Source organism: Methylobacterium sp. Gmos1 (assembly GCF_053764715.1).
The window spans coordinates 477,219-496,006 of record NZ_JBSNCC010000004.1; the positions used below are offsets into that span (position 1 = coordinate 477,219).

Sequence of the window (18,788 nt, forward strand, 5' to 3'; positions counted from 1 at the left end):
GGTCTATTGGGGCCGAGAGCGCGAAACGACCATTTCGCACAAGATCCACGTCGTCTCCGATCGAGGATTACGTCGTAAACTACTTCGTAAGTACGAGATATTTCGACATGTCGGCGATAAATATTGGTAAATACACCGATATAGACATACGATCTCGCTTCGAGAATCATGTCCGGCCGCACCACGGCACCCGGCCGCGGCCACCGCTCTGCGCCGAGTTGCCTACGCCCTGCCGCCGCCCGAACCGCCCGCAACCACGCTGAATCGCCTACGTGCCCGCATCCCCGCACGGCGCCCGGAATCAGACGCCTTGCCGTTGAGATTCCGTGGTTTTTCCGCAACCCGCACCGCGCAGATCCGCCTACGGGACGTGGCCGGCTCCACGCCGAATTGCCTACGCTCCCCCGCGGCCTGGCAGCCCACCGGTAACCTTTCCGCCCACGAGTCACCGCGAGGCTCTACCAAGTATTTCCGAGCACGCTCGCCTCTCCGCGAGTCGAGAATGAGTCCCGGATCGGGACGGCGAATCATCAGCCCGCGTACAGGCGAGTCGGCCCCGGTCGCACAAGCCTCGGCTCGACTCTTCCACGGCGAAACGGTTGCGGCTGTGCTGGGCTTTGTCGGGCGAGGACTCGAGGGCCGCGAGTCTCCGACTCAAGGAGTCGGCCTCGAGACTCGGAGGAGAGCGGGGGAGGGGAGGACCGTGTCGTGCCGCCCGAACCCGGACCGCCACGCTCCCCACCAGCCAGTCCCGACCGGGCCGGATCGCGCCGATCGGACCCTGAGAACCCCTAACTTCCGATCCCCAAAAGCCTTTTTATGAAAGATTCAGAATCCAGATTCTGAGTCTGAATCCGTAGAGCTATATGGATATTATATGGGGTCGCGATTTCATTAATTCCTGCAAGGGGTTGAGACCCGTTCGCGTAGGCAGGTCTGCGCGGTCGCGTAGGCAACTCGGCGCGGCCGCGTAGGCAGGTCTGCGCGGAATCCCCGGCCCGGCGAAGGCGACTCGGCGTGGCCCCGTAGGTTACTCGGCGTGGGCCCCCGATTAACACCTTGGAAAGCTGTGTGAATCGCGGACGGCCCGACGTAGGCGACTCGGCGTGCCGCGCGAGGCCCCGCGACACACCCGGATTGCACCGGATTCGGCACCCCGGACGGCCGACGCGCCGGGATCGCCGGATTCTCCTCCAGGAGGCCCGAGGAGGCCCGTCGCGCCCCAGGACAGTTGTACGGCACCTGCCGGCCGCGAATCCAGCTCAGCGGCGCTCCTGGCGGCTTTCGCGGCCTTGTCCAACGGCTGTGCCCGCCGGACGCCCGAATCGCACCTTCGCCCGATCCCCTTGTCCCGCAGGGCTTTCCGGGCGGCGCCGGTGCATCTGTCCCCGCTGCCGTCAACAGGAGCCCGGTTTCCGGAAGGTCCGACGGTCCTGCCGTCCACAGCCCCGATTGACACTCCGTTGAAACCGAACAAAACAAGAACGAGTTGGTGGTTCGGTCGGTGATGGGCATGAGATGCGGCAGGCCGAGCGAGAGCGGCAACTCGCGGCGTTGCGCGAGCGGATCGGCGGGCTGGCGCCCGAAGGGGCGGGCCGGCCCGTCCTGCCGTTCGGTGTCGCGGCCCTGGACGGGCATTTACCGGGCGGGGGCCTGCGCCTCGGCGCGGTGCACGAGGTGCTGGCGGCGGGCCCCGTGGACGGGGAGGGGGCGCTCGCGGCCCTGTTTGCCGCCGCGATCCTTGCGCGGTTGCCCGGCCCGGTCCTGTGGTGCCTGGCGAGCCGCGACCTCTTTGCTCCCGGCCTCGCCGCGGTCGGCCTCCATCCCGACCGGGTGCTCTACGCCGAGACCCGGCGCGAGGCCGAGGTGCTGCCCACCATGGAGGAGGGGTTGCGCCATCGCGGCCTCGCGGCGGTGGTCGGCGAGGTCGCCCGGCTCGGCCTCACCCCGTCGCGCCGGCTCCAGCTCGCCGCCGAGGGCAGCGGCGGCCTCGCCCTGGTGATCCGCCGCTGGGGCGCCGCCATCCCGGAGCCGAACGCCGCCGCGACGCGCTGGAGCGTCGTCGCGGCACCGTCCCCCGCTCTTCCCGTGCCGGGCCTGTCGCGGGCCCGCTGGACCGTGGCGCTCGTTCGCGCCCGGGGCGCCGAGCCCCGCACCTGGCTCCTCGAGGCTCCCGATGCGAAGGGTCGTCTGCGTGTTCCTGCCGACCTGGCCGACCGACCTGTGGCGACGCCGGAACGGCGGGAAGCCGCCGGATGAGCCCCTGGTCGCCGCCATGCAGGACGGCCCGCGCCGGGTGCTCGCGGCCGTCGACCGCGCCGCCCGCCATCTCGGCCTGCGCCCCGGCCTCGCGCTGGCGCAAGCGCAGGCGATGGTGCCTCACCTCGCGGTGATCGAGGCCGACCCGGAGGGCGACGCGGCGGCGCTTGCCCGCCTCGCGGCCTGGTGCCTGCGTTACGCCCCCCTCGTCGCTCCCGACCCGCCGGACGGGATCTGGATCGACGTCGCGGGCGCCGCCCACCTCTATGGCGGCGAGGCGGCCCTGGTCGCCTCCTTGCGCCGCCGCCTCGCCCGGGCCGGCTATCGGGTGCGGGTGGCGCTCGCCGACACACCGGGCGCCGCCTGGGCCGCTGCCCGCTGCCTGGGCCCCGAGACCGTGCTGCCACCCGGCGGGCAGGAGACCGCGCTCCCCGCCCTGCCGCTCCGGGCCCTGCGCCTCGACCCCGACACCGTCTCGGGGCTCGCCCAGCTCGGCCTCACCCGGGTCGCGCATCTGCTGGAGCAGCCCCGCGGCCCGCTGCGCCTGCGCTTCGGCGAGGCGCCCGGCCAGCGCCTCGACCAGGCACTCGGCTCCCGTCCCGAACCGCTCGCCTATCTCGTGCCGCCGGCGGAGCACGCGGTGCGGCTCGCCTTCCCGGAGCCGATCGGGGCGCCCGAGACGCTGGCCCGGGTGGCCGGGCGGCTTGCCGCGATGCTGGCCGACGACCTCGCCCGGCACGGGCTCGGCGCGCGCCGGCTCGACCTGGTGTTTCGCCGCGTCGACGGGCTCGACCAGTCGGTCAGCGTCGGCACCGCCCGGCCGAGCCGCGATCCCCGCCACCTCGCCCGTCTCCTCGCCGAGCGCCTGCCCCACGTGGATCCCGGCCACGGCCTCGACGAGGCGCGGCTCACCGCTCCCCGCGTCGAGCGCCTGGAGGCGCGTCAGCTCGCCGCCGCCGGCGACGAGCCGGACCCCGATACGATGGCCGAACTCGTCGACCGGCTGGTGCTGCGGCTCGGGCCGGGCCGGGTGTTCCGCAGGGCTCCGGTCGAGAGCGAGTGGCCCGAGCGGGCGGTGCGCCGGGTCGCGCCGTTGAGCCCGGCCGCCGGCGCCACCTGGCCCGCCGACCTGCCGCGGCCCGGCCGCCTGCTGCCCGTGCCCGAGCCGGTGGCGGTGCTGGCGGCGCTGCCCGACGCCCCGCCCACCGTGTTCACCTGGCGCGGCACCCGCCGCCGGGTGGCCCGCGCCGACGGGCCGGAGCGCATCTTCGGCGAGTGGTGGCTCGCCGACGACGAGGTCGCGGCGACCCGCGACTACTACCGGATCGAGGACGAGACCGGCGCCCGCTACTGGCTGTTTCGCGATGCCCTGACGCCGGACGGCGCGCGCTGGTGGCTGCACGGCTTGGGGGAGGCGTGATGAGCGTCGAGCTCCAGGTCACCACCCACTACTCGTTCCTGCGCGGCGCCTCCTCGCCGGAAGAACTCTTTGCGGCGGCCGCCCTCCTCGGCATCCGGGCGCTCGCGATCACCGACCGCAACTCGCTCGCCGGGATGGTGCGAGCCCACGCCGCGGCGCGCACCACCGGCTGCCGCCTGATCGTCGGCTGCCGGCTCGATCTGGTGGAAGGCTGGAGCCTGCTCGTCTATCCCACCGACCGGGCGGCCTATGGCCGGCTGTGCCGGCTCCTCACGATCGGCCGCTCGCGGGAGCGGGCGCCAAGCGGCGGTTGCCAGCTGACAACCGCGGACGTCGCCGCGTGGAGCCGGGGGCTCGTCGCGGTGCTGCCGGCCGACCGGCCGGATGATGTGCTGACCGAGCGCCTGCGCATCCTGAAGGCGATCTTCGGAAAAAACCTCTCCTGCGGCCTGTCGCGCCGCTTCGGCGTCAACGACCACCTGCGGCTCGATCGTCTCGCGGCCCTCGCCCGCGCCGCGCGGGTGCCGACGGTCGCGCTGGGCGACGTGCTCTACCACGTGCCCGAGCGCCGGATGATGCAGGACGTCGTCACCTGCATCCGCCTGAAGACCACCATCGCGGCGGCGGGCTTTGCCCGCGAGCGCCATGCCGGGCGCCACCTGCACGAGCCCGACGAGACCGCGCGCCTGTTCGCCCGCCACCCGGAGGCGCTGGCCCGCGCGGCGGCGATCGCCGAATCCTGCCGCTTCTCGCTCGACGAGCTCACCTACACCTACCCGGACGAGGCCGGGGAGGACGGCCGGCCGGCGCAGGTGCGCCTCGCGGCGATGACCTGGGAGGGGGCGGCGAGGCGCTACCCGGCCGGCGTGCCGGAGGCGGTGCGCAAGCAGCTGGGGGACGAACTCGCCCTCGTCGCCAAGAAAAAGTACGCGCCGTACTTCCTCACCGTCGAGGCGATCGTCCGTTACGCCCGCGGCCAGGGCATCCTGTGCCAGGGCCGCGGCTCGGCGGCGAACTCGGCGATCTGCTGGTGCCTCGGCATCACCGCCATCGATCCGGTCGAGCAGGGGCTGCTGTTTGCCCGCTTCATCAACGAGAACCGCGACGAGCCGCCCGACATCGACGTCGATTTCGAGCACGAGCGCCGGGAGGAGGTGATCCAGTGGATCTACGCCACCTACGGCCGCGAGCGCGCGGCGCTGACCGCGACGGTGATCCGCTACGGCGCCCGCGGCGCGGTGCGGGAGGTCGGCAAGGTGCTGGGCGTGCCGGAGGATATCACCGGCGCGCTCGCCCGCCTGGTCTGGGGCTGGTCGCGCGAGGGCGTCGGCGAGCGCGAGGCGACGGCGCTCGGCCTCGACCTCTCCGCGCGCGCCTTGCGGCTGACGCTCGAGATCGCCCGGGCGCTGATCGGCACGCCGCGCCATTTCGGCCAGCATCCCGGCGGCTTCGTCCTGACGCTCGACCGGCTCGACGACCTCTGCCCGGTGGTGCCTGCCCGGATGGAGAACCGCCAGATCATCGAGTGGGACAAGGACGACATCGAGGTCTTGCGCTTCATGAAGGTCGACGTCCTCGGGCTGGGCATGCTCGGCTGCCTGCGCCGGGCCTTCACGCTCTTGGCCGAGCACCGGCCGGAGACGAACCCGCCGCGGGAAATCGCCGACATCGAGCCCGGCGACGAACCCACCTACGAGATGATCCGAAAGGCCGACACGATCGGGGTGTTCCAGATCGAGAGCCGGGCGCAGATGGCGATGCTGCCGCGGATGCAGCCGCGCAATCTCTACGACCTCACCATCGAGGTCGCGATCGTGCGGCCGGGCCCGATCCAGGGCGACATGGTCCACCCGTATCTCCGCCGGCGCCGCGGGCTCGATCCGGTGACCTACCCGACCGAGGCCCTGAAGAGCGTGCTCGGGCGCACCCTCGGCGTGCCGCTGTTCCAGGAACAGGCGATGCAGGTCGCGATCGTCGCCGCCGGCTTCACCCCCGAGGAGGCCGACGGCCTGCGCCGGGCCATGGGCACCTTCAAGGGCGACGGCACGATCAACCTCTACGAGGACAAGCTGGTCGGCGGGATGATCGCCAACGGCTACGACCCGGATTTCGCCGCCCGCACCTACCGCCAGCTCGAGGGCTTCGGCTCCTACGGCTTCCCGGAGAGCCACGCCGCCTCCTTCGCCCTCATCGCCTACGCCTCGTCCTGGCTGAAGTGTCGCCATCCCGAGGTTTTCTGCTGCGCCCTCCTCAACGCCCAGCCGATGGGCTTCTACGCCCCGGCCCAGATCGTGCGCGACGCGAGGAGCCACGGCGTCGAGGTGCGGCCGATCAGCGTCAACGCCTCGCGCTGGGACTGCACCCTGGAGCCGATCGGCGACGGGCGCCTCGCGGTGCGGTTGGGGTTGAGGCTGGTGCGGGGCCTGGGCAACCAGGACGGCGCCCGCATCGCCACGGTGCGGGAGGCCGACCTGTTCCGCTCGGTCGAGGATCTGTGGCGCCGGGCCGGGCTCTCGCTCAAAGGCCTGCGCAGCCTGGCTGCCGCCGATGCCTTCGCGTGCCTCGGGGTGGAGCGGCGCGAGGCGCTGTGGGCGATCCGCGGCCTCGCGCCCGCGCCCTTGCCGCTCTTCGCGGCGGCCGACCGGCGCGAGGCGATGCCCGCCCCCGAACTCGCCGAGCCCGCGGTGCAACTCGCCCCCCTCGGGGAGGGGGCCGCCGTGGTGGCGGATTACCGCGCCTCGGGCCTCAGCCTCGGCCGCCACCCGCTCGCCTTCCTGCGGGCTGGGCTGTCGCGCGACGGCGTCTCGACCTGCGCCGCCTTGCGCCGCCTGCGCGACGGCGCCCGGGTGACGGTGGCCGGGCTGGTGCTGGTGCGCCAGAAGCCGGGCTCGGCCAAGGGCGTGATGTTCATCACCCTGGAGGACGAGACCGAGGTCGCCAACCTCGTCATCTGGCCCTCGCTGTTTGCCCGCCAGCGCAGCCTGATCCTCCAGGCCGGCCTGATGGCCGCCCGCGGCCGGGTGCAGCGCGAGGGCGAGGTGATCCACCTCGTCGCCGAGCACCTGATCGACCGCTCGGATCTCCTCGGCCGGGTGGCGGAGGATGCAGTCGAGCCGCTCGCGGTCGATGGCGGGCGGGGGGACGAGGCGCGGCGCGGGGGAGGAGATGCGCGGGGGGCGGCGCGGCCGTTGCGGGTGGGGAGCCGGGATTTCCGGTGAGATGCGGCCCCGCCTGATAGGAGATATCCGCGCGACACCACCGACCCGCCCTTGCGCGGATCGAACCGGCGCTCACCGGCCCGGCAGGAAGGCCCGCGCCCCGCTCTGCGTATCCCGCACCTCCTCGACCGGCGCGCCGTAGAGCCGGCTCAAGGCGGCGGCGTCCAGCGCCTCCCCCACCGGGCCTTCGGCGAGGGCCGCGCCGCCGCGCAGGAGCAGCGCCCGGTCGGCGCAGCGGGCGGCCTGGTTGGGGTCGTGGGTGGTGAAGAGCAGGCCGAGCCCGTCGGCGCGCAGGCGCAGGATCTCGGCCATCACCCGGCCCTGGTTGCCGAAATCGAGGCTCGCCGTCGGCTCGTCGAGGACCACGATGCGGGGCTCCTGCGCCAGCGCCCGGGCGACCAGCACCAGCTGGCGCTCGCCGCCCGAGAGCCGCGTCACCGGCCGCTCGGCGAGGTGGGCGATGCCCATCCGGGCGAGCGCTGCGTCGGCCGCCGCGTGGTCGGCGCGGGACGGGGCCGAGAGGAGGCCGGTGCGGCTGGTGCGCCCCATCAGCACCACGGCGCGCGCCGTGAACGCGAAGGCGCCGGCAGCCGCCTGGGGCACGTAGGCCATCGCCCGCGCCCGCTCCCGGGCGGTGAGATCGCCGAGCGGCCGGCCCTCGACCCGGATCGTGCCGCCGAGCGCCGGCAGCAGGCCGAGCAGGGTCTTGAGCAGGGTCGTCTTGCCGCCGCCGTTCGGCCCGAGCAGCGCCAGGGCCTCGCCGGCGGCGAGCCGCAGCGAGAGGCCGCGCCCGATCTCCCGGCCGGGATAGCCGAAGGCGAGGGCGTCGGCGGACAGCAGCGTCACGACCAGTCCCGCTCCGCCCGGGCGAGCAGCCACAGGAAGACCGGCGTGCCGACGAAGGCGGTGAGGATGCCGAGCGGCATCTCGACCGGCGCGACGGTGCGCGCCAGCGTGTCGATGGTCAGCAGCGTGCCGGCGCCGAGCATGGCCGCGGTCGGGATCAGCCGGCCGAAGCCGGGGCCGACGAGGAAGCGGGCGAGGTGGGGCACCACCAGCCCGACCCAGCCGACGATGCCGGCCGTGGCGACGCTCGCCGCGGTGACGAGGGTCGCGGCCGCCACCACCGCGACGCGCAAGGGACCGGTGGCGAGGCCGAGCGAGCGCGCCTCCTCGTCCGGCAGCGACAGCACGTCGAGGCGCCAGCGCAACAGCAGCAGGAGCCCGGTGCCGAGGATCACCGGGCCTGCGAGCGGCAGGAGGTCGGAGGGGTGCGTGCCCGACAGGCTGCCGAGCAGCCAGAAGGTCATCGCGGGCAGCTGGTTGTAGGGGTCGGCGAGGTACTTGACGAGCCCGACGCCCGCCCCGAGGAGCGAGCCGATGACGACGCCTGCGAGCACCAGCACCAGCACCGGATCGCGCCCCGACAGGGCGGCGCCGAGGGCGTAGACGCAGGCCACCGCCGTGAGCCCGCCCGCGAAGGCCAGCCCCTCGATCGCCAAGACCCCGAGGGAGAGCCAGATGCCCAGAACCGCGCCGAGCGCCGCCCCGGACGAGGCGCCGAGGATGTCGGGCGAGACCAGGGGGTTGCGAAACAGCCCCTGGAAGGCGGTGCCGGCGACCGACAGCGCGCCCCCGATCAGGATCGCGGCGGCGATGCGCGGTCCGCGGATCTGCCACACCACCGCCTCGACCGCCGGGCCTACGTCCGGCGCGTGGCCGGTGAGGCGCGCGAGGAGCACCCGGGCGACGTCGAGGAGCGAGACCGGGTAGCGTCCGACCCCGAAGGCGAGGGCGGCGGCGAGCCCCAGGGCGAGGAGCGCGAGCCACGGCCCGCCGAGCCGCACCGCCCGGGCCCCCGCGAGCGCGACGGCCTGCGCGATGCCGCTCACGAGGCTCCCGCCAGCAGGCGGTCGAGGGCCGCCTCGTCCGGCACCACGTGGTAGAGCCTCCCCGAGAGGTCGCGGGCGATCCCCCGGATGTCCTCCGGGAACTGCGCCGGGTAGAGGATCGTGCCGAGCCACCACAGGCCGAGCAGCCGGTTGACCGAGGGCGGGAAATCGACCCAGCCGAAGGGAAGCGACGGGCTCACGTGCAGGCGGTTCGCCCGCAGGGCCGGCGTCGCCTGCCAGAGGGGATCCTGCCGCGCCGCCGCCGCGAAGGCGGGATCGAGGGCGACGATCACCTCGGGCGCCCAGGCCACCACGTCCTCGGGCGAGACCTGCGCCAGGCTGCCGCCGGGGCCGGCGACGTTGACGGCGCCCATGAGGGCCAGCGCCTCGACGTTGATCGAGCCCTGGCGCGCGGTCTCGAGGCCGCGCGGCCCGCGGGCGAGGTAGACCCGGGGGCGCTGGTTCTCCGGCACCGCGGCGACGCGCTCGCGCACCGTCGCGAGGGTCCGTTCGGCGAGGGCCGCCAGGGGCTCGGCGTCGCGCCCGATCAGCCGGCCGAGGCTGCGATAGGTGGCGGGCGCGGCGGAGAGCCGCCCGTCGAGGAGGGCGTAGGGGATGCCGGTCTGGCCCTGCACCCGGTCGGCCAGCGAGCGGTAGGTCTCGGCGGTCGAGCCGACGTCGAGGATCAGGTCGGGCCTGGCCGCCAGCACCGCTTCGAGGTTGGCGGTGTTGCCGCGCCCGGTGAGCCGCCCGACCTCCGGCAGGTCGGCGGCCTTCGGCAGCAGGTAGGGTTTCTCGCTAGGCCGGATCGCCCGCGGCCAGCCGAGCAGCAGGTCGGGCGCCAGGGTGTAGAGCAGGATCGCCGCCGGAGGCCCGGCGGGAAACACCCGGGCGACGGGCCCGCGCAGGCCGTCGAGGACCCGGCCGGCATCGTCCCGCACGGGGTCCGCGGCGCGTGCGGCGCAGGACAGCGCGAGGGCCGCCGAGCCGAGGAGCAGGGAGCGCCGGTCGGGCCGCATCGTCTTCGACAATCAGTCCGTCGCGATCATCACGTCGCTGGACTTGATCACCGCCTTCACGGCCTTGCCGGGAGCGAGTGCCAGCTCGTCGGCGGATTCGTTGGTGATCGCCGCGGTGACGACCTGCCCGCCGGCGAGCTCGACCCGGACATGGGCGGTGGTGGCGCCCTTCTTCACCTCGACGACCTTGCCGTCGAGCTGGTTGCGCGCGCTGATCTTCATCGCAAAGGGTCTCCCGCCTCGTGGCGCGTCCGCGCCGTCATGGCCGGACAGATAGGCGCCCCGCCCGGTCCCGGCGAGCCGGGGGCGCGCGATTTCACGGCCGAGTTTCGATGGCGGGGAACCGAAACCAAAGCCGGGATCGTCCGTTGTCGTGCAGCTTCGAGCGGGCCTGCCCGCTCGTCATGCCGTTACGGGAGATCGAGATGCATCAGGGCAGCCACCGCGACCACGAGGGCGCAAAGAAGCTCTTCGCGATGATCAAGGACGTGAAGGTCGCGATGATGACCACGGCCGATTCCGACGGGCAGCTGCGCAGCCGCCCGATGTGGAACCAGGACGCGGACGAGGCCGGCGACCTGTGGTTCTTCGTCAAGCACGACGCGCCGGTGGCGGGCGAGATCAGCCGCGACAACCAGGTCAACCTGTCGTATTCCGATCCCTCGAGCCAGAACTACGTCTCGGTCTCGGGCAAGGCCGAGATCGTGCGCGACAAGGCGCAGATCGACGCCAAGTGGAGCGAGGGCATGAAGACCTGGTTCCCGGGCGGCAAGGACGATCCGTCGATCGCGCTGATCCGCGTCCACCCCGAGAAGGGCGAGTACTGGGACAGCCCGAACTCGACGATGCTGCACCTCTACGGCTACGTGAAGGCGGCGGTGACCGGCGAGTCGCCGAAGACCGAGAAGAAGGCCGTCGACCTCGGCGCCCGGTAGAGGATTGCGCACAAAAGCGGGCCGGCGCTTGACTCGGCGGCCCGAACCGTGCCGGCTGCGCAGCTTCCGTCGCCCCGCCCGAGGGGCGACGGTCCGGCCGCCCGCAGGAGGCGGTCCTGAAGCAGGCAGGCACGGGCGATGCTCGATCTCGCGACCAGGGTCTACAACCACACCTGGAAGATCGACCCGATCATCCGCTCCGTGCTCGACACGGATTTCTACAAGCTGCTGATGGCCCAGACGATCTTCCGGCGGCACCGGAACGTCTCGGTCACCTTCGGCATCCAGAACCGCACCAGCCGGATCCGGCTCGCCGACCTGATCGATCCCGGCGAGCTGCGCGAGCAGCTCGACCATTGCCGGTCGCTGCGGCTGACGCGAGGCGAATCGACCTGGCTGCGCGGCAACACCTTCTACGGCCGGCGCCAGATGTTCTCGCCGGACTTCATGGACTGGCTCGAGAACTTCCGCTTCCCCGACTACCTGCTGGAGAAGCAGGACGGGCAGTACGTGCTCACCTTCCACGGACCGTGGATCGAGACCACGATGTGGGAGGTGCCCGCGCTCGCCATCCTCAACGAGCTGCGCTCGCGCGGCGTGCTGAAGGGCATGGGCAAGTTCGAGCTCCAGGTGCTCTACGCCCGCGCGATGACGCGGATCTGGGAGAAGATCGAACGGCTGAAGACCCTGCCGGGCCTCTCGATCGCCGATTTCGGCACGCGCCGCCGCCACGGCTTCCTGTGGCAGGACTGGTGCGTCGAGGCGATGATCGAGGGCTTGGGCAACAGCTTCCTCGGCACCTCGAACTGCCTGATCGCCCTGCGCCACGACATCGAGGCGGTGGGCACCAACGCGCACGAACTGCCGATGGTCTACTCGGCGCTGGCCGAGACCGAGGAGGATCTCGCCCGCGCGCCCTACCTGGTGCTCGCCGACTGGCAGCGCGACTATGCCGGCAACCTCCTGGTGATCCTGCCCGACACCTACGGCACCACCGGCTTCCTGGAGCGCGGACCCGCCTGGATGGCCGACTGGACCGGCATCCGTATCGACTCGAAGGACCCGATCGAGGGCGGCGAGGAGGCCATCCGCTGGTGGACCCGGCACGGCCGCAACCCGCGCGAGAAGCTGGCGATCTTCTCCGACGGGCTCGACGTCGACGTGATCGAGCGGATCCACGGCCACTTCCACGGCCGCCTGCGCATCGGCTACGGCTGGGGCACGCTGCTCACCAACGATTTCCGCGGCCTGGCGCCGGACGGCCGCCTCGACCCGATCTCGATCGTCTGCAAGGTGATCTCGGCCAACGGCCACGCGACCGTGAAGCTCTCCGACAACCCCACCAAGGCGCTGGGGCCGGAGGAGGAGGTCGAGCGCTACAAGCGGGTCTTCGGGGTGGGCGCGCAGCAGGCGGTGCCGGTGCTGGTGTGATGCGATTTCCGCTCGATCTTCATCTGACTGGATCGGGTGAAATCCGTACGAAGAGTTCTCACCCGACCGGATCACCACAGGGCCCAGAATCGTCGAGGAGTTCGCCCAGGCGCTCGGCGGGTCGCCCGCGTTCAGCCGCCGGAGGAAGACCGCGTAGGGATCGGTGCGCGGCCCGGCCTTGCGCAACGTCGTCTCGTCGTTGATCCAGCCGTAGATGATGATCCGGCTGGCGCTGTCGAAGCGGAAGAACAGCCGGAACCGCTGCATGAACTTGGCTCTGCGCCAGTGGCGATGCGCCGGGCCGAGGGTGTTGCCGAGCGCATGGAGGTTGGCTGCCGGGTCGCGCGGGATCTCGTCAAAGATGAGGTCGTTGATCCGACGCAGGAGCTTGGCCTTCGGATGGCTGACCCACTCGTCGGGCTGCTCGGCCGCGAGACGCCTGACTTCGGTCTCGAGCGGTCCGAGTGCCGCATCGAAGGCCTGCGTGCGATAGATGCGCCAGCCGTGACGCTCGTCGCGCCGAGTCGGCGTTTTCACAGCCCGACGTCGTCGGGAATCGTGTCATCGTCCGTCGCGACGACGTCCTGCGTGAGAGCTTGGAGCCTGGTTATCTCGTCGTCGGTGAAAGCCCGCAAGGCCTCCGGATGCGCGCGCATGTCCTGTTCCAGGAAGGCGAGGTAGGCCGCCACGACCGGGTCGCGCTCCACAACGTCGGCGCTCGCCTCTGCTTCCTCCTGGTCGGGGTCGAGCGTGACCAGCAGGCTGCCCGGGCCGATCACGTGAGCGCGCACGCGGGCACGCTGCCGGAACTCCGGATGCGCCTTGAACAGGGCCTTGTCGAGCCGGATCGCCTCCGACCGGCCCGTGGTCGTGATGGCGCCCTTGAATTCCGGTTGTGCCATGATTGCTCCCCGTCAAGATACGTACCTTGTCACGTATCTCGATCGACGTGGAGCGCTATTGCAGCCTCGCCCGGTAGGTCTCGCCCGCCTTCGCCTTCAGCTCGGCGCCCGCCTCGCGCCCGATCGCCACGGCGTCCGCGACGAGGCCGGTGCGGTGGGTGGCCCAGTGGGCGCTGCCGTCGGGCAGGAACAGCAGCCCGTCGAGGGCGAGCCGGTCGCCGTCGATCTGCGCGAGCGCCGCGATCGGGGTGCGGCAGGAGCCGTCGAGCTCTTCCAGCAGCGCCCGCTCGGCCCCGACCGCGATGGTGGTGGTGGGACAGGCGACGGCCTGGAGGCGCGCGATCACCTCGGCGTCGCCGGCCCGGCACTCGATGCCGAGCGCGCCTTGCGCCACCGCCGGCAGCATCTCGCTCACCGGCAGGATCTCCTGGGCGCGGTCGGCGAGCCCGAGGCGTTCGAGTCCGGCGATGGCGAGCAGGGTCGCGTCGCAGGCGCCCTCCTGGAGCCGCTTCATCCGGGTGTTGGCGTTGCCGCGCAGGGGCACGATCTTGAGGTCGGGCCGGCGCATCAGCACCTGGGCGCCGCGGCGCAAGGACGAGGTGCCGACCCGGCTCCCCGGCGCGAGGTCGGCCAGCCGCTTCGCGTGCGGCGACAGGAAGGCGTCGCGGGGATCGTCCCGCTCCAGGATGCAGGCGATGACGAGGCCGTCCGGCAGCCAGGTCTCGACGTCCTTCATCGAGTGGACGGCGACGTCGACCTCGTCGGCGAGGAGCGCCTGCTCCAGCTCCTTGGTGAACAGGCCCTTGCCGCCGATCTCGGAGAGCGGCCGGTCGAGCACCTTGTCGGCCACCGTGGTGACGACGACGAGTTCCATCGCGCCGGGCTCGGCGAGGTCGGGATGCGCGGCCGCGATGCGGTCGCGCACCATCCCGGTCTGGGCGAGCGCCATCGGGCTGCCGCGGGTGCCGATGCGCAGGGGACGTCGGGCCATGGTCGGGTGCCGTGAGATCGAGGAACCTTGACCTCGCGAGTAGCGGGTCGGGCGCCCCGTGTCACGCTGCGGCGCGACGTCCGGCGATCAGTCCCGCGGCACCTGCTCGTCGGCGGGCCGGCCGCCCTGGGGCGTGCCGGCGGCGGGCTTCGGCCCGCCCGCTCCCGCCGGGGCCGTGCCGGCAGGACGGCGGCTCGCCCCGAGGCTGTCGTTGGCGAGCCCCTCGCCGGGCTTCGGCTCCGGTGTGCGGTCGTCGGTCATGGCTCTCTCCGGTCTCGGTCCGGAGGGCAACGGCCGGCGACTGGCCCGGTTTCGAGAAGCCCCGGTGCTAGAAACCCTGGACGGCCAGCACCGTGTGCTCGACCTGCGGCGGGGCGGCGAAATGCTCCGAGACCAGGGCGCGCCAGGCCTGGAAGTCGGCCGATTCGCGAAAATCGACGGTGTGGTTCTCCAGGGTCTCCCACTGCACCATCAGCCGGTAGCGGGTCGGGATCTCGACCGAGCGCTGCAACTCCATGCCGCGGCAGCCTTGGGCGCGGCGAAACAGCTCCGCGGCTTTGCCGACGCCGGCCTCGAAGGCCGCTTCGTGCCCGGCCTTCACCTCGATCTGCGCGATCTCCAGAACCATGTGAGCCTCCTCGTGCGATGCGGCAACCCATGCGCGACGCCGCCGGGCTTGTCCACGCGGGCGGGAGCGGGAATTCCAACAGCGGTGGATGGCCCCCCTTGGGCGGTTGCCAACCCGGAACAGGACGCGCACAAACCGTGGATGATCTGTGCACGGTGGCAACCAGCCCCGACCGGCGCCGTTTCCCTGCCGGAACGTGACAGCGGAGTTCGGTCCTGATGGCGACGCTGAAGGAATTCGAGGAAGCCCTGCGCGAGAACGGCATGCAGATGGCGCTGGCGATTCTCGAGCGCCTGCGCGAGCGCGACCGCGCCAACCGGGTGGTCAAGCCCGGGCGCCGCATCGTCGGCAAGAAGATGACGCCGGAACTCGCCCGCGAGATTCTCGAGCTGCACGGCTCGACGGAGATGACCCAGCAGGAGATCGCCTTCAAGCTCGGCGTCAACCAGGGCCGGGTGAACGAGGTGATCAAGCGCGGCAAGTGGCTCTCGGGCGACCAGACCGCCCCGGAGGCGGTGGCCCGCGACAAGGGCAAGGCGCGCATCCAGGGCACCGAGCCGAAGCGGCCGCGCAAGGCGGCGGCGAGGAGCGGGGCCAGGGCCGGCGCCAAGACCGGTGCCGCCAAGACGGGCGCGGCCAAGGCCGGCAAGCCGCAGAAGAGCCCGGCGGCGGCCCAGCTCGCCTTCGGCGACCTCTGACGCATATCGGGCTGGCCCAAAGCCGCATTGGGCCTGCCGCCCGCGATCCTCTAACAGTCGGGGTGCCGAGCCGCCCCGACCGACGGGCGGCCGGTCACGACACCGGCCAACCCGGGAGGATCACGCCCATGTCCAACCACACGATGTCCAACGCGATGTACGACGTTGGCAACCTGCAGAAGCTCGCCGGCCTGAAGGGCCTCGCCCCCGAGGCGATGGCAGCCTTCGAGGCCCTCGACAAGGCGGCGCTGGCGGACGGCGCGATCCCGCGCAAGTACAAGGAACTGATGGCGCTCGCCGTCGCCCTCACGACGCAGTGCCCCTACTGCCTCGAGGTGCATCGCGAGGCGGCGAAGAAGGCCGGCGCGACCGAGCAGGAACTCGCCGAGACCGTCTTCGTGGCGGTGGCCCTGCGGGCCGGCGCCGCGCTCACCCACGGCACCCACATCCTGCCCTGAACGCAAGCGAAGAAGCGCCCCGGCCTCGCGGCCGGGGCGTTCCCCTGACAGGGTGAAGGCTTGGTGGTTACGCGGCCTTCTGGACGCTGCCCTCGATCGACTGCGGGCGGGTGCCCGAGGCGATCTGGATCTGGCGGGGCTTCTTGGCCTCCGGGATCTCGCGGACGAGATCGACGTGGAGCAGGCCGTTCTCCAGCACCGCACCGGTCACCTGGACGTGGTCGGCGAGCTGGAAGCGCCGCTCGAAGCCGCGGGCCGCGATGCCCTGGTGCAGGAACTCGGCCTGCTTGGCCTCGGCCTTGCGCTCGCCCTTCACCGTGAGGGCGTTCTCGCGGGTCTCGATCGAGAGGTCCTGATCGGTGAAGCCGGCCACCGCGAGGGTGATCCGGTAGGCATTCTCGGCCGTGCGCTCGATGTTGTAGGGCGGATAGGTCGGCGCCGCATCCGAGGTCACGAACTGGTCGAGAGCGGAAAACAGGCGGTCGAAGCCGACGGTCGAGCGGTACAGGGGAGCGAGATCGAACTGACGCATGACATATTCTCCATCTGAAGCAATATGTAGTCTTGTGGAACCGCCACGGGGGCCGGTCCCGGTCTTGCGCGCCGCCGTATCGGCCGGCGCTCCTCGCATATTGGAGCTTGGCCTCGACTGGTCAAGGCCGCCACCAGGGGCTGCCGCGAAATTTTTTCGGAGGGCCGGACGGACGCGATTCCCGCCCCACTTCATTAGGGTGCGCCGTGCCAGGATGCGGCGGATGACCGTTTCGGGGGCCCTCTCGTGACCGTGCCGCTGCTCGCCACGCCCGACAACCCGATCCCGCCGGGGGCCACGCTCCTGACGGTCCGGACCGCCGACGGCCTGTCCCTGCGCGTCGCCACCTGGGCGCCGACGGCGCGGGTGGTGCACGGCACGGTCTGCCTGGTGCAGGGACGGGCCGAGTTCATCGAGAAGTACTTCGAGACCGTGACCGAGCTGCGCGACCGCGGCTTCCACGTCGTCGCCTTCGACTGGCGCGGGCAGGGCGGCTCGGACCGCACCGTCGAGGACCCGCACAAGGGCCACGTCGACGATTTCTCGGAGTACAAGCTCGACCTCGCGGCGGTGGAGACGCAGGTGATGGAGGCGCGGATGCCGCGGCCCTTCTTCGGCCTCGCCCACTCGATGGGCGGCGCGATCTGCCTCACCGCCGCGCGCGAGGGCTGGCTGCCGTTCAGCCGCCTCGTCGTGCTCGCCCCGATGGTGGCGATCTGCATGATCCGCCGGCCCAAGGCGGCGATGCGGCTCGCCGCGTTCCTGCGCGCGCTGGGCCACGGCCGGCGCTACGTGCCGGGCGGCTCGGCGGTCTCGATCGCCACCAAGCCGTTCCCGAACAACCGGCTCACCGCCGATCCGGTCCGCTACGCCCGCAACGCCGCGGCGGCGCTCGCGGTCGGGGCCGGCGCCATCGGCGATCCCACCATCGGCTGGCTCGCCGCCGCCTTCCGGGCGATGCGCCGCTTCGAGGACCCGCGCTACCCCTTGGGCATCCGCGTGCCGGTGCTGGTGGTGGCCGCCGGCGCCGATCCGGTCTGCAGCACCCCGGCGGTGGAGCGCTTCGCGGCGCGGCTCGCGGCCGGCCACACCATCACGCTGCGCGGCGCCCGCCACGAGATCCTGATGGAGCGCGACGCGATCCGCGAGCAGTTCTGGGCGGCGTTCGACGCCTTCGTGCCCGGGACGGCGGCGCCGGTCCCGGAATCCGCGAGCCGCGCGACCGCCTGACGGCGCGCCCTGTCCGGGACCGACGTCCCCGGGGCGGGTTCCCCGTCGCGTCTCCTCCCTCTTCCCGGCCGAGTGGGTCCGGGGGATCGCTCCGCCCGGCACCCCGGAGGGGCCTGGCATCGTGAAGCGAGCCGGTCCGCTCGTCCGGCGCTGCCGCAGCCTTTCGCTTCTACGCACCGCTCGTCGGCAGGCCTACTCGCGACCAGGTCGCGGCGGTCCTGCCGAGCGGGAGCCGATCACCCGCCGCCCATCCCGGAGGCTGCCCGTCTGCGTGCGCCCACGCGCCCGGTATTCGGGCTCTTGCGGGATAATGTGCGGCTTTATACCAATGTCTCGAATCATAATCCTTGTTTTTCGCGGATTTTCGAGTAAAATTTGTATTATTACGGTTATGTGCGCAGTTGAATATCGAACACTGTGGTGTTCTCGACATTGCGCCGATCATCCCAGGTCATGGCCGGGATTCTCCGGGCCGGCGACAGCACATCCCGTCCGATTGCGCGTTCGGTCAAAACACGGCGCGCGCTCAGGCAAGCGCCGGCTTCGCCCTTGCGATACGGTCTCCACAGATTGGATGGCGATCGCGAAGGGGCTTCATCAATGTCTTGCCGGGACCTGCAGCCGATTTTCAGATAAATCAGAATTATCGACGCGATCACCAGTCGTCTTGGTTCCTCACCGCACAGGTGATTATCGGGTGCGTATCGATGAATAAGTCGACTATGTTGAGGCTGACATCGGCGGTGACGGCGGCCTACGTATCTCGACATCGTGTGCCGTATTCCGAGATCGGGGATCTCATCGCGCGCATCCATGCCGGCTTTTCTGCCCTGACGCAGCCGTGGACGGGCCCGAGCGGGACGGTGCGGCTCACCGAGATCCAGATCGCCGCCTCGGTGCAGCGCAGCCGGATCGTCAGCTTCATCGACGGCAAGCCGTACAAGTCCTTGAAGTGGCATCTCGCCACCCATGGCCTCACGCCGGAGGAGTACCGGGCCCGCTTCGGCCTTCCGGATGCGTATCCGATGGTGGCGCCGGCCTACGACAAGGCCAGCGCGTACGAGAAGCCGGGCGTACCGAAGCAACCGGACACGGGCCCTGATGCGGGCGGCGGCCGGCGGATAAGATAAAGGCCGGCTCGATTGGCAGTTCAAGGGTGGGAGGACTCGGCCGAG

At 71.7% G+C, this 18,788-nt stretch carries 18 protein-coding genes and 1 pseudogene; 9 read left to right on the forward strand and 10 right to left on the reverse strand.

Annotated features, from left to right (window positions below):
- Positions 1–1,518: 1,518 nt before the first annotated feature.
- Genes ACS5PV_RS11335 through ACS5PV_RS11345 form a run of 3 tightly spaced genes read left to right on the forward strand, consistent with a single transcriptional unit; the run spans position 1,519 to position 6,897 of the window.
- Positions 1,519–2,259 carry an ImuA family protein gene (locus ACS5PV_RS11335; RefSeq protein ID WP_455395431.1) on the forward strand — a complete coding sequence of 247 codons (741 nt, stop codon included), beginning with the start codon at positions 1,519–1,521 and terminating at the stop codon, positions 2,257–2,259.
- Positions 2,177–3,679 (forward strand): DUF6504 family protein, encoded by a 1,503-nt coding sequence (locus ACS5PV_RS11340; protein ID WP_455395432.1) that lies wholly within the window; start codon positions 2,177–2,179, stop codon positions 3,677–3,679. Before ACS5PV_RS11335 ends, ACS5PV_RS11340 begins: the two co-directional genes overlap by 83 nt.
- Positions 3,679–6,897, forward strand: coding sequence for an error-prone DNA polymerase (locus tag ACS5PV_RS11345; RefSeq protein ID WP_455395433.1), 3,219 nt, complete (start codon positions 3,679–3,681; stop codon positions 6,895–6,897). The genes ACS5PV_RS11340 and ACS5PV_RS11345 overlap by 1 nt, the downstream gene beginning before the upstream one ends.
- 72 nt (positions 6,898–6,969) lie before the next feature.
- On the opposite strand, the gene ACS5PV_RS11350 is transcribed toward ACS5PV_RS11345, so the two are convergent.
- The 4 genes from ACS5PV_RS11350 to ACS5PV_RS11365 are packed head-to-tail and all read right to left on the reverse strand — an operon-like array spanning position 6,970 to position 10,030.
- Positions 6,970–7,743 carry an ABC transporter ATP-binding protein gene (locus tag ACS5PV_RS11350; protein WP_455395434.1) on the reverse strand — a complete coding sequence of 258 codons (774 nt, stop codon included), beginning with the start codon at positions 7,741–7,743 and terminating at the stop codon, positions 6,970–6,972.
- Positions 7,740–8,780, reverse strand: a complete 1,041-nt coding sequence (locus ACS5PV_RS11355; RefSeq protein WP_455395544.1) for a FecCD family ABC transporter permease — start codon at positions 8,778–8,780, stop codon at positions 7,740–7,742. Before ACS5PV_RS11355 ends, ACS5PV_RS11350 begins: the two co-directional genes overlap by 4 nt.
- 5 nt (positions 8,781–8,785) lie before the next feature.
- A complete protein-coding gene (locus ACS5PV_RS11360) occupies positions 8,786–9,808 on the reverse strand; it encodes an iron ABC transporter substrate-binding protein (protein ID WP_455395545.1) in 1,023 nt (340 codons plus the stop codon).
- Positions 9,809–9,820: 12 nt separating this feature from the next.
- Positions 9,821–10,030, reverse strand: coding sequence for a TOBE domain-containing protein (locus tag ACS5PV_RS11365; protein WP_455395435.1), 210 nt, complete (start codon positions 10,028–10,030; stop codon positions 9,821–9,823).
- Between the two features lie 203 nt (positions 10,031–10,233).
- On the opposite strand from ACS5PV_RS11365, the gene ACS5PV_RS11370 reads away from it, so the two are divergent.
- Both ACS5PV_RS11370 and ACS5PV_RS11375 read left to right on the forward strand, forming a co-directional pair.
- Positions 10,234–10,743, forward strand: a complete 510-nt coding sequence (locus ACS5PV_RS11370) for a pyridoxamine 5'-phosphate oxidase family protein (protein ID WP_455395436.1) — start codon at positions 10,234–10,236, stop codon at positions 10,741–10,743.
- Between the two features lie 138 nt (positions 10,744–10,881).
- Positions 10,882–12,174 (forward strand): nicotinate phosphoribosyltransferase, encoded by a 1,293-nt coding sequence (locus ACS5PV_RS11375; protein ID WP_455395437.1) that lies wholly within the window; start codon positions 10,882–10,884, stop codon positions 12,172–12,174.
- 114 nt (positions 12,175–12,288) lie between these two features.
- On the opposite strand, the pseudogene ACS5PV_RS11380 reads toward ACS5PV_RS11375, so the two are convergent.
- From ACS5PV_RS11380 to ACS5PV_RS11400, 5 genes and pseudogenes are all read right to left on the reverse strand, one after another.
- Positions 12,289–12,711: pseudogene (locus ACS5PV_RS11380) on the reverse strand (type II toxin-antitoxin system YhaV family toxin); the annotation flags it as partial.
- Positions 12,708–13,076: a type II toxin-antitoxin system PrlF family antitoxin gene (locus ACS5PV_RS11385; RefSeq protein ID WP_455395438.1), complete on the reverse strand. Its 369-nt coding sequence runs from the start codon at positions 13,074–13,076 to the stop codon at positions 12,708–12,710. The pseudogene ACS5PV_RS11380 and the gene ACS5PV_RS11385, both read right to left, overlap by 4 nt.
- 55 nt (positions 13,077–13,131) lie before the next feature.
- On the reverse strand, positions 13,132–14,067 hold the full coding sequence (gene hemC, locus ACS5PV_RS11390; RefSeq protein ID WP_455395439.1) for a hydroxymethylbilane synthase: 936 nt from the start codon (positions 14,065–14,067) through the stop codon (positions 13,132–13,134).
- Positions 14,068–14,154: 87 nt separating this feature from the next.
- Positions 14,155–14,328, reverse strand: a complete 174-nt coding sequence (locus ACS5PV_RS11395; RefSeq protein ID WP_455395440.1) for a hypothetical protein — start codon at positions 14,326–14,328, stop codon at positions 14,155–14,157.
- 67 nt (positions 14,329–14,395) lie between these two features.
- The gene (locus tag ACS5PV_RS11400; RefSeq protein ID WP_455395441.1) at positions 14,396–14,695 is read right to left on the reverse strand and encodes an antibiotic biosynthesis monooxygenase family protein; all 300 of its coding nucleotides are present in this window, start codon (positions 14,693–14,695) and stop codon (positions 14,396–14,398) included.
- A gap of 218 nt (positions 14,696–14,913) precedes the next feature.
- Here ACS5PV_RS11400 and ACS5PV_RS11405 point away from each other — a divergent pair, with 218 nt between their 5' ends.
- Positions 14,914–15,393 carry an RNA polymerase subunit sigma-70 gene (locus ACS5PV_RS11405; RefSeq protein ID WP_455395442.1) on the forward strand — a complete coding sequence of 160 codons (480 nt, stop codon included), beginning with the start codon at positions 14,914–14,916 and terminating at the stop codon, positions 15,391–15,393.
- 128 nt (positions 15,394–15,521) lie between these two features.
- The gene (locus ACS5PV_RS11410; RefSeq protein WP_455395443.1) at positions 15,522–15,851 is read left to right on the forward strand and encodes a carboxymuconolactone decarboxylase family protein; all 330 of its coding nucleotides are present in this window, start codon (positions 15,522–15,524) and stop codon (positions 15,849–15,851) included.
- Positions 15,852–15,918: 67 nt separating this feature from the next.
- Here ACS5PV_RS11410 and ACS5PV_RS11415 read toward each other — a convergent pair whose 3' ends face one another.
- Positions 15,919–16,383: an Hsp20 family protein gene (locus ACS5PV_RS11415; protein ID WP_455395444.1), complete on the reverse strand. Its 465-nt coding sequence runs from the start codon at positions 16,381–16,383 to the stop codon at positions 15,919–15,921.
- Between the two features lie 246 nt (positions 16,384–16,629).
- Between ACS5PV_RS11415 and ACS5PV_RS11420 the strand changes: the two genes are divergently transcribed.
- Positions 16,630–17,613, forward strand: a complete 984-nt coding sequence (locus ACS5PV_RS11420) for an alpha/beta fold hydrolase (RefSeq protein ID WP_455395445.1) — start codon at positions 16,630–16,632, stop codon at positions 17,611–17,613.
- Between the two features lie 722 nt (positions 17,614–18,335).
- Entirely contained in the window at positions 18,336–18,743 is a 408-nt protein-coding gene (locus tag ACS5PV_RS11425) for a MucR family transcriptional regulator (RefSeq protein ID WP_455395546.1), read from the forward strand.
- Positions 18,744–18,788: the final 45 nt, after the last annotated feature.

Coding starts and splice junctions, on each gene's coding strand:
- hemC (WP_455395439.1), bottom strand. CDS start 14,067: ATGGCCCGACGTCCCCTGCGCATCGGCACCCGCGGCAGCCCGATGGCG.
- ACS5PV_RS11395 (WP_455395440.1), bottom strand. CDS start 14,328: ATGACCGACGACCGCACACCGGAGCCGAAGCCCGGCGAGGGGCTCGCC.
- ACS5PV_RS11385 (WP_455395438.1), bottom strand. CDS start 13,076: ATGGCACAACCGGAATTCAAGGGCGCCATCACGACCACGGGCCGGTCG.
- ACS5PV_RS11370 (WP_455395436.1), top strand. CDS start 10,234: ATGCATCAGGGCAGCCACCGCGACCACGAGGGCGCAAAGAAGCTCTTC.
- ACS5PV_RS11345 (WP_455395433.1), top strand. CDS start 3,679: ATGAGCGTCGAGCTCCAGGTCACCACCCACTACTCGTTCCTGCGCGGC.
- ACS5PV_RS11360 (WP_455395545.1), bottom strand. CDS start 9,808: ATGCGGCCCGACCGGCGCTCCCTGCTCCTCGGCTCGGCGGCCCTCGCG.
- ACS5PV_RS11425 (WP_455395546.1), top strand. CDS start 18,336: ATGTTGAGGCTGACATCGGCGGTGACGGCGGCCTACGTATCTCGACAT.
- ACS5PV_RS11410 (WP_455395443.1), top strand. CDS start 15,522: ATGTCCAACCACACGATGTCCAACGCGATGTACGACGTTGGCAACCTG.
- ACS5PV_RS11340 (WP_455395432.1), top strand. CDS start 2,177: ATGCGAAGGGTCGTCTGCGTGTTCCTGCCGACCTGGCCGACCGACCTG.
- ACS5PV_RS11405 (WP_455395442.1), top strand. CDS start 14,914: ATGGCGACGCTGAAGGAATTCGAGGAAGCCCTGCGCGAGAACGGCATG.
- ACS5PV_RS11415 (WP_455395444.1), bottom strand. CDS start 16,383: ATGCGTCAGTTCGATCTCGCTCCCCTGTACCGCTCGACCGTCGGCTTC.
- ACS5PV_RS11335 (WP_455395431.1), top strand. CDS start 1,519: ATGCGGCAGGCCGAGCGAGAGCGGCAACTCGCGGCGTTGCGCGAGCGG.
- ACS5PV_RS11400 (WP_455395441.1), bottom strand. CDS start 14,695: ATGGTTCTGGAGATCGCGCAGATCGAGGTGAAGGCCGGGCACGAAGCG.
- ACS5PV_RS11375 (WP_455395437.1), top strand. CDS start 10,882: ATGCTCGATCTCGCGACCAGGGTCTACAACCACACCTGGAAGATCGAC.
- ACS5PV_RS11365 (WP_455395435.1), bottom strand. CDS start 10,030: ATGAAGATCAGCGCGCGCAACCAGCTCGACGGCAAGGTCGTCGAGGTG.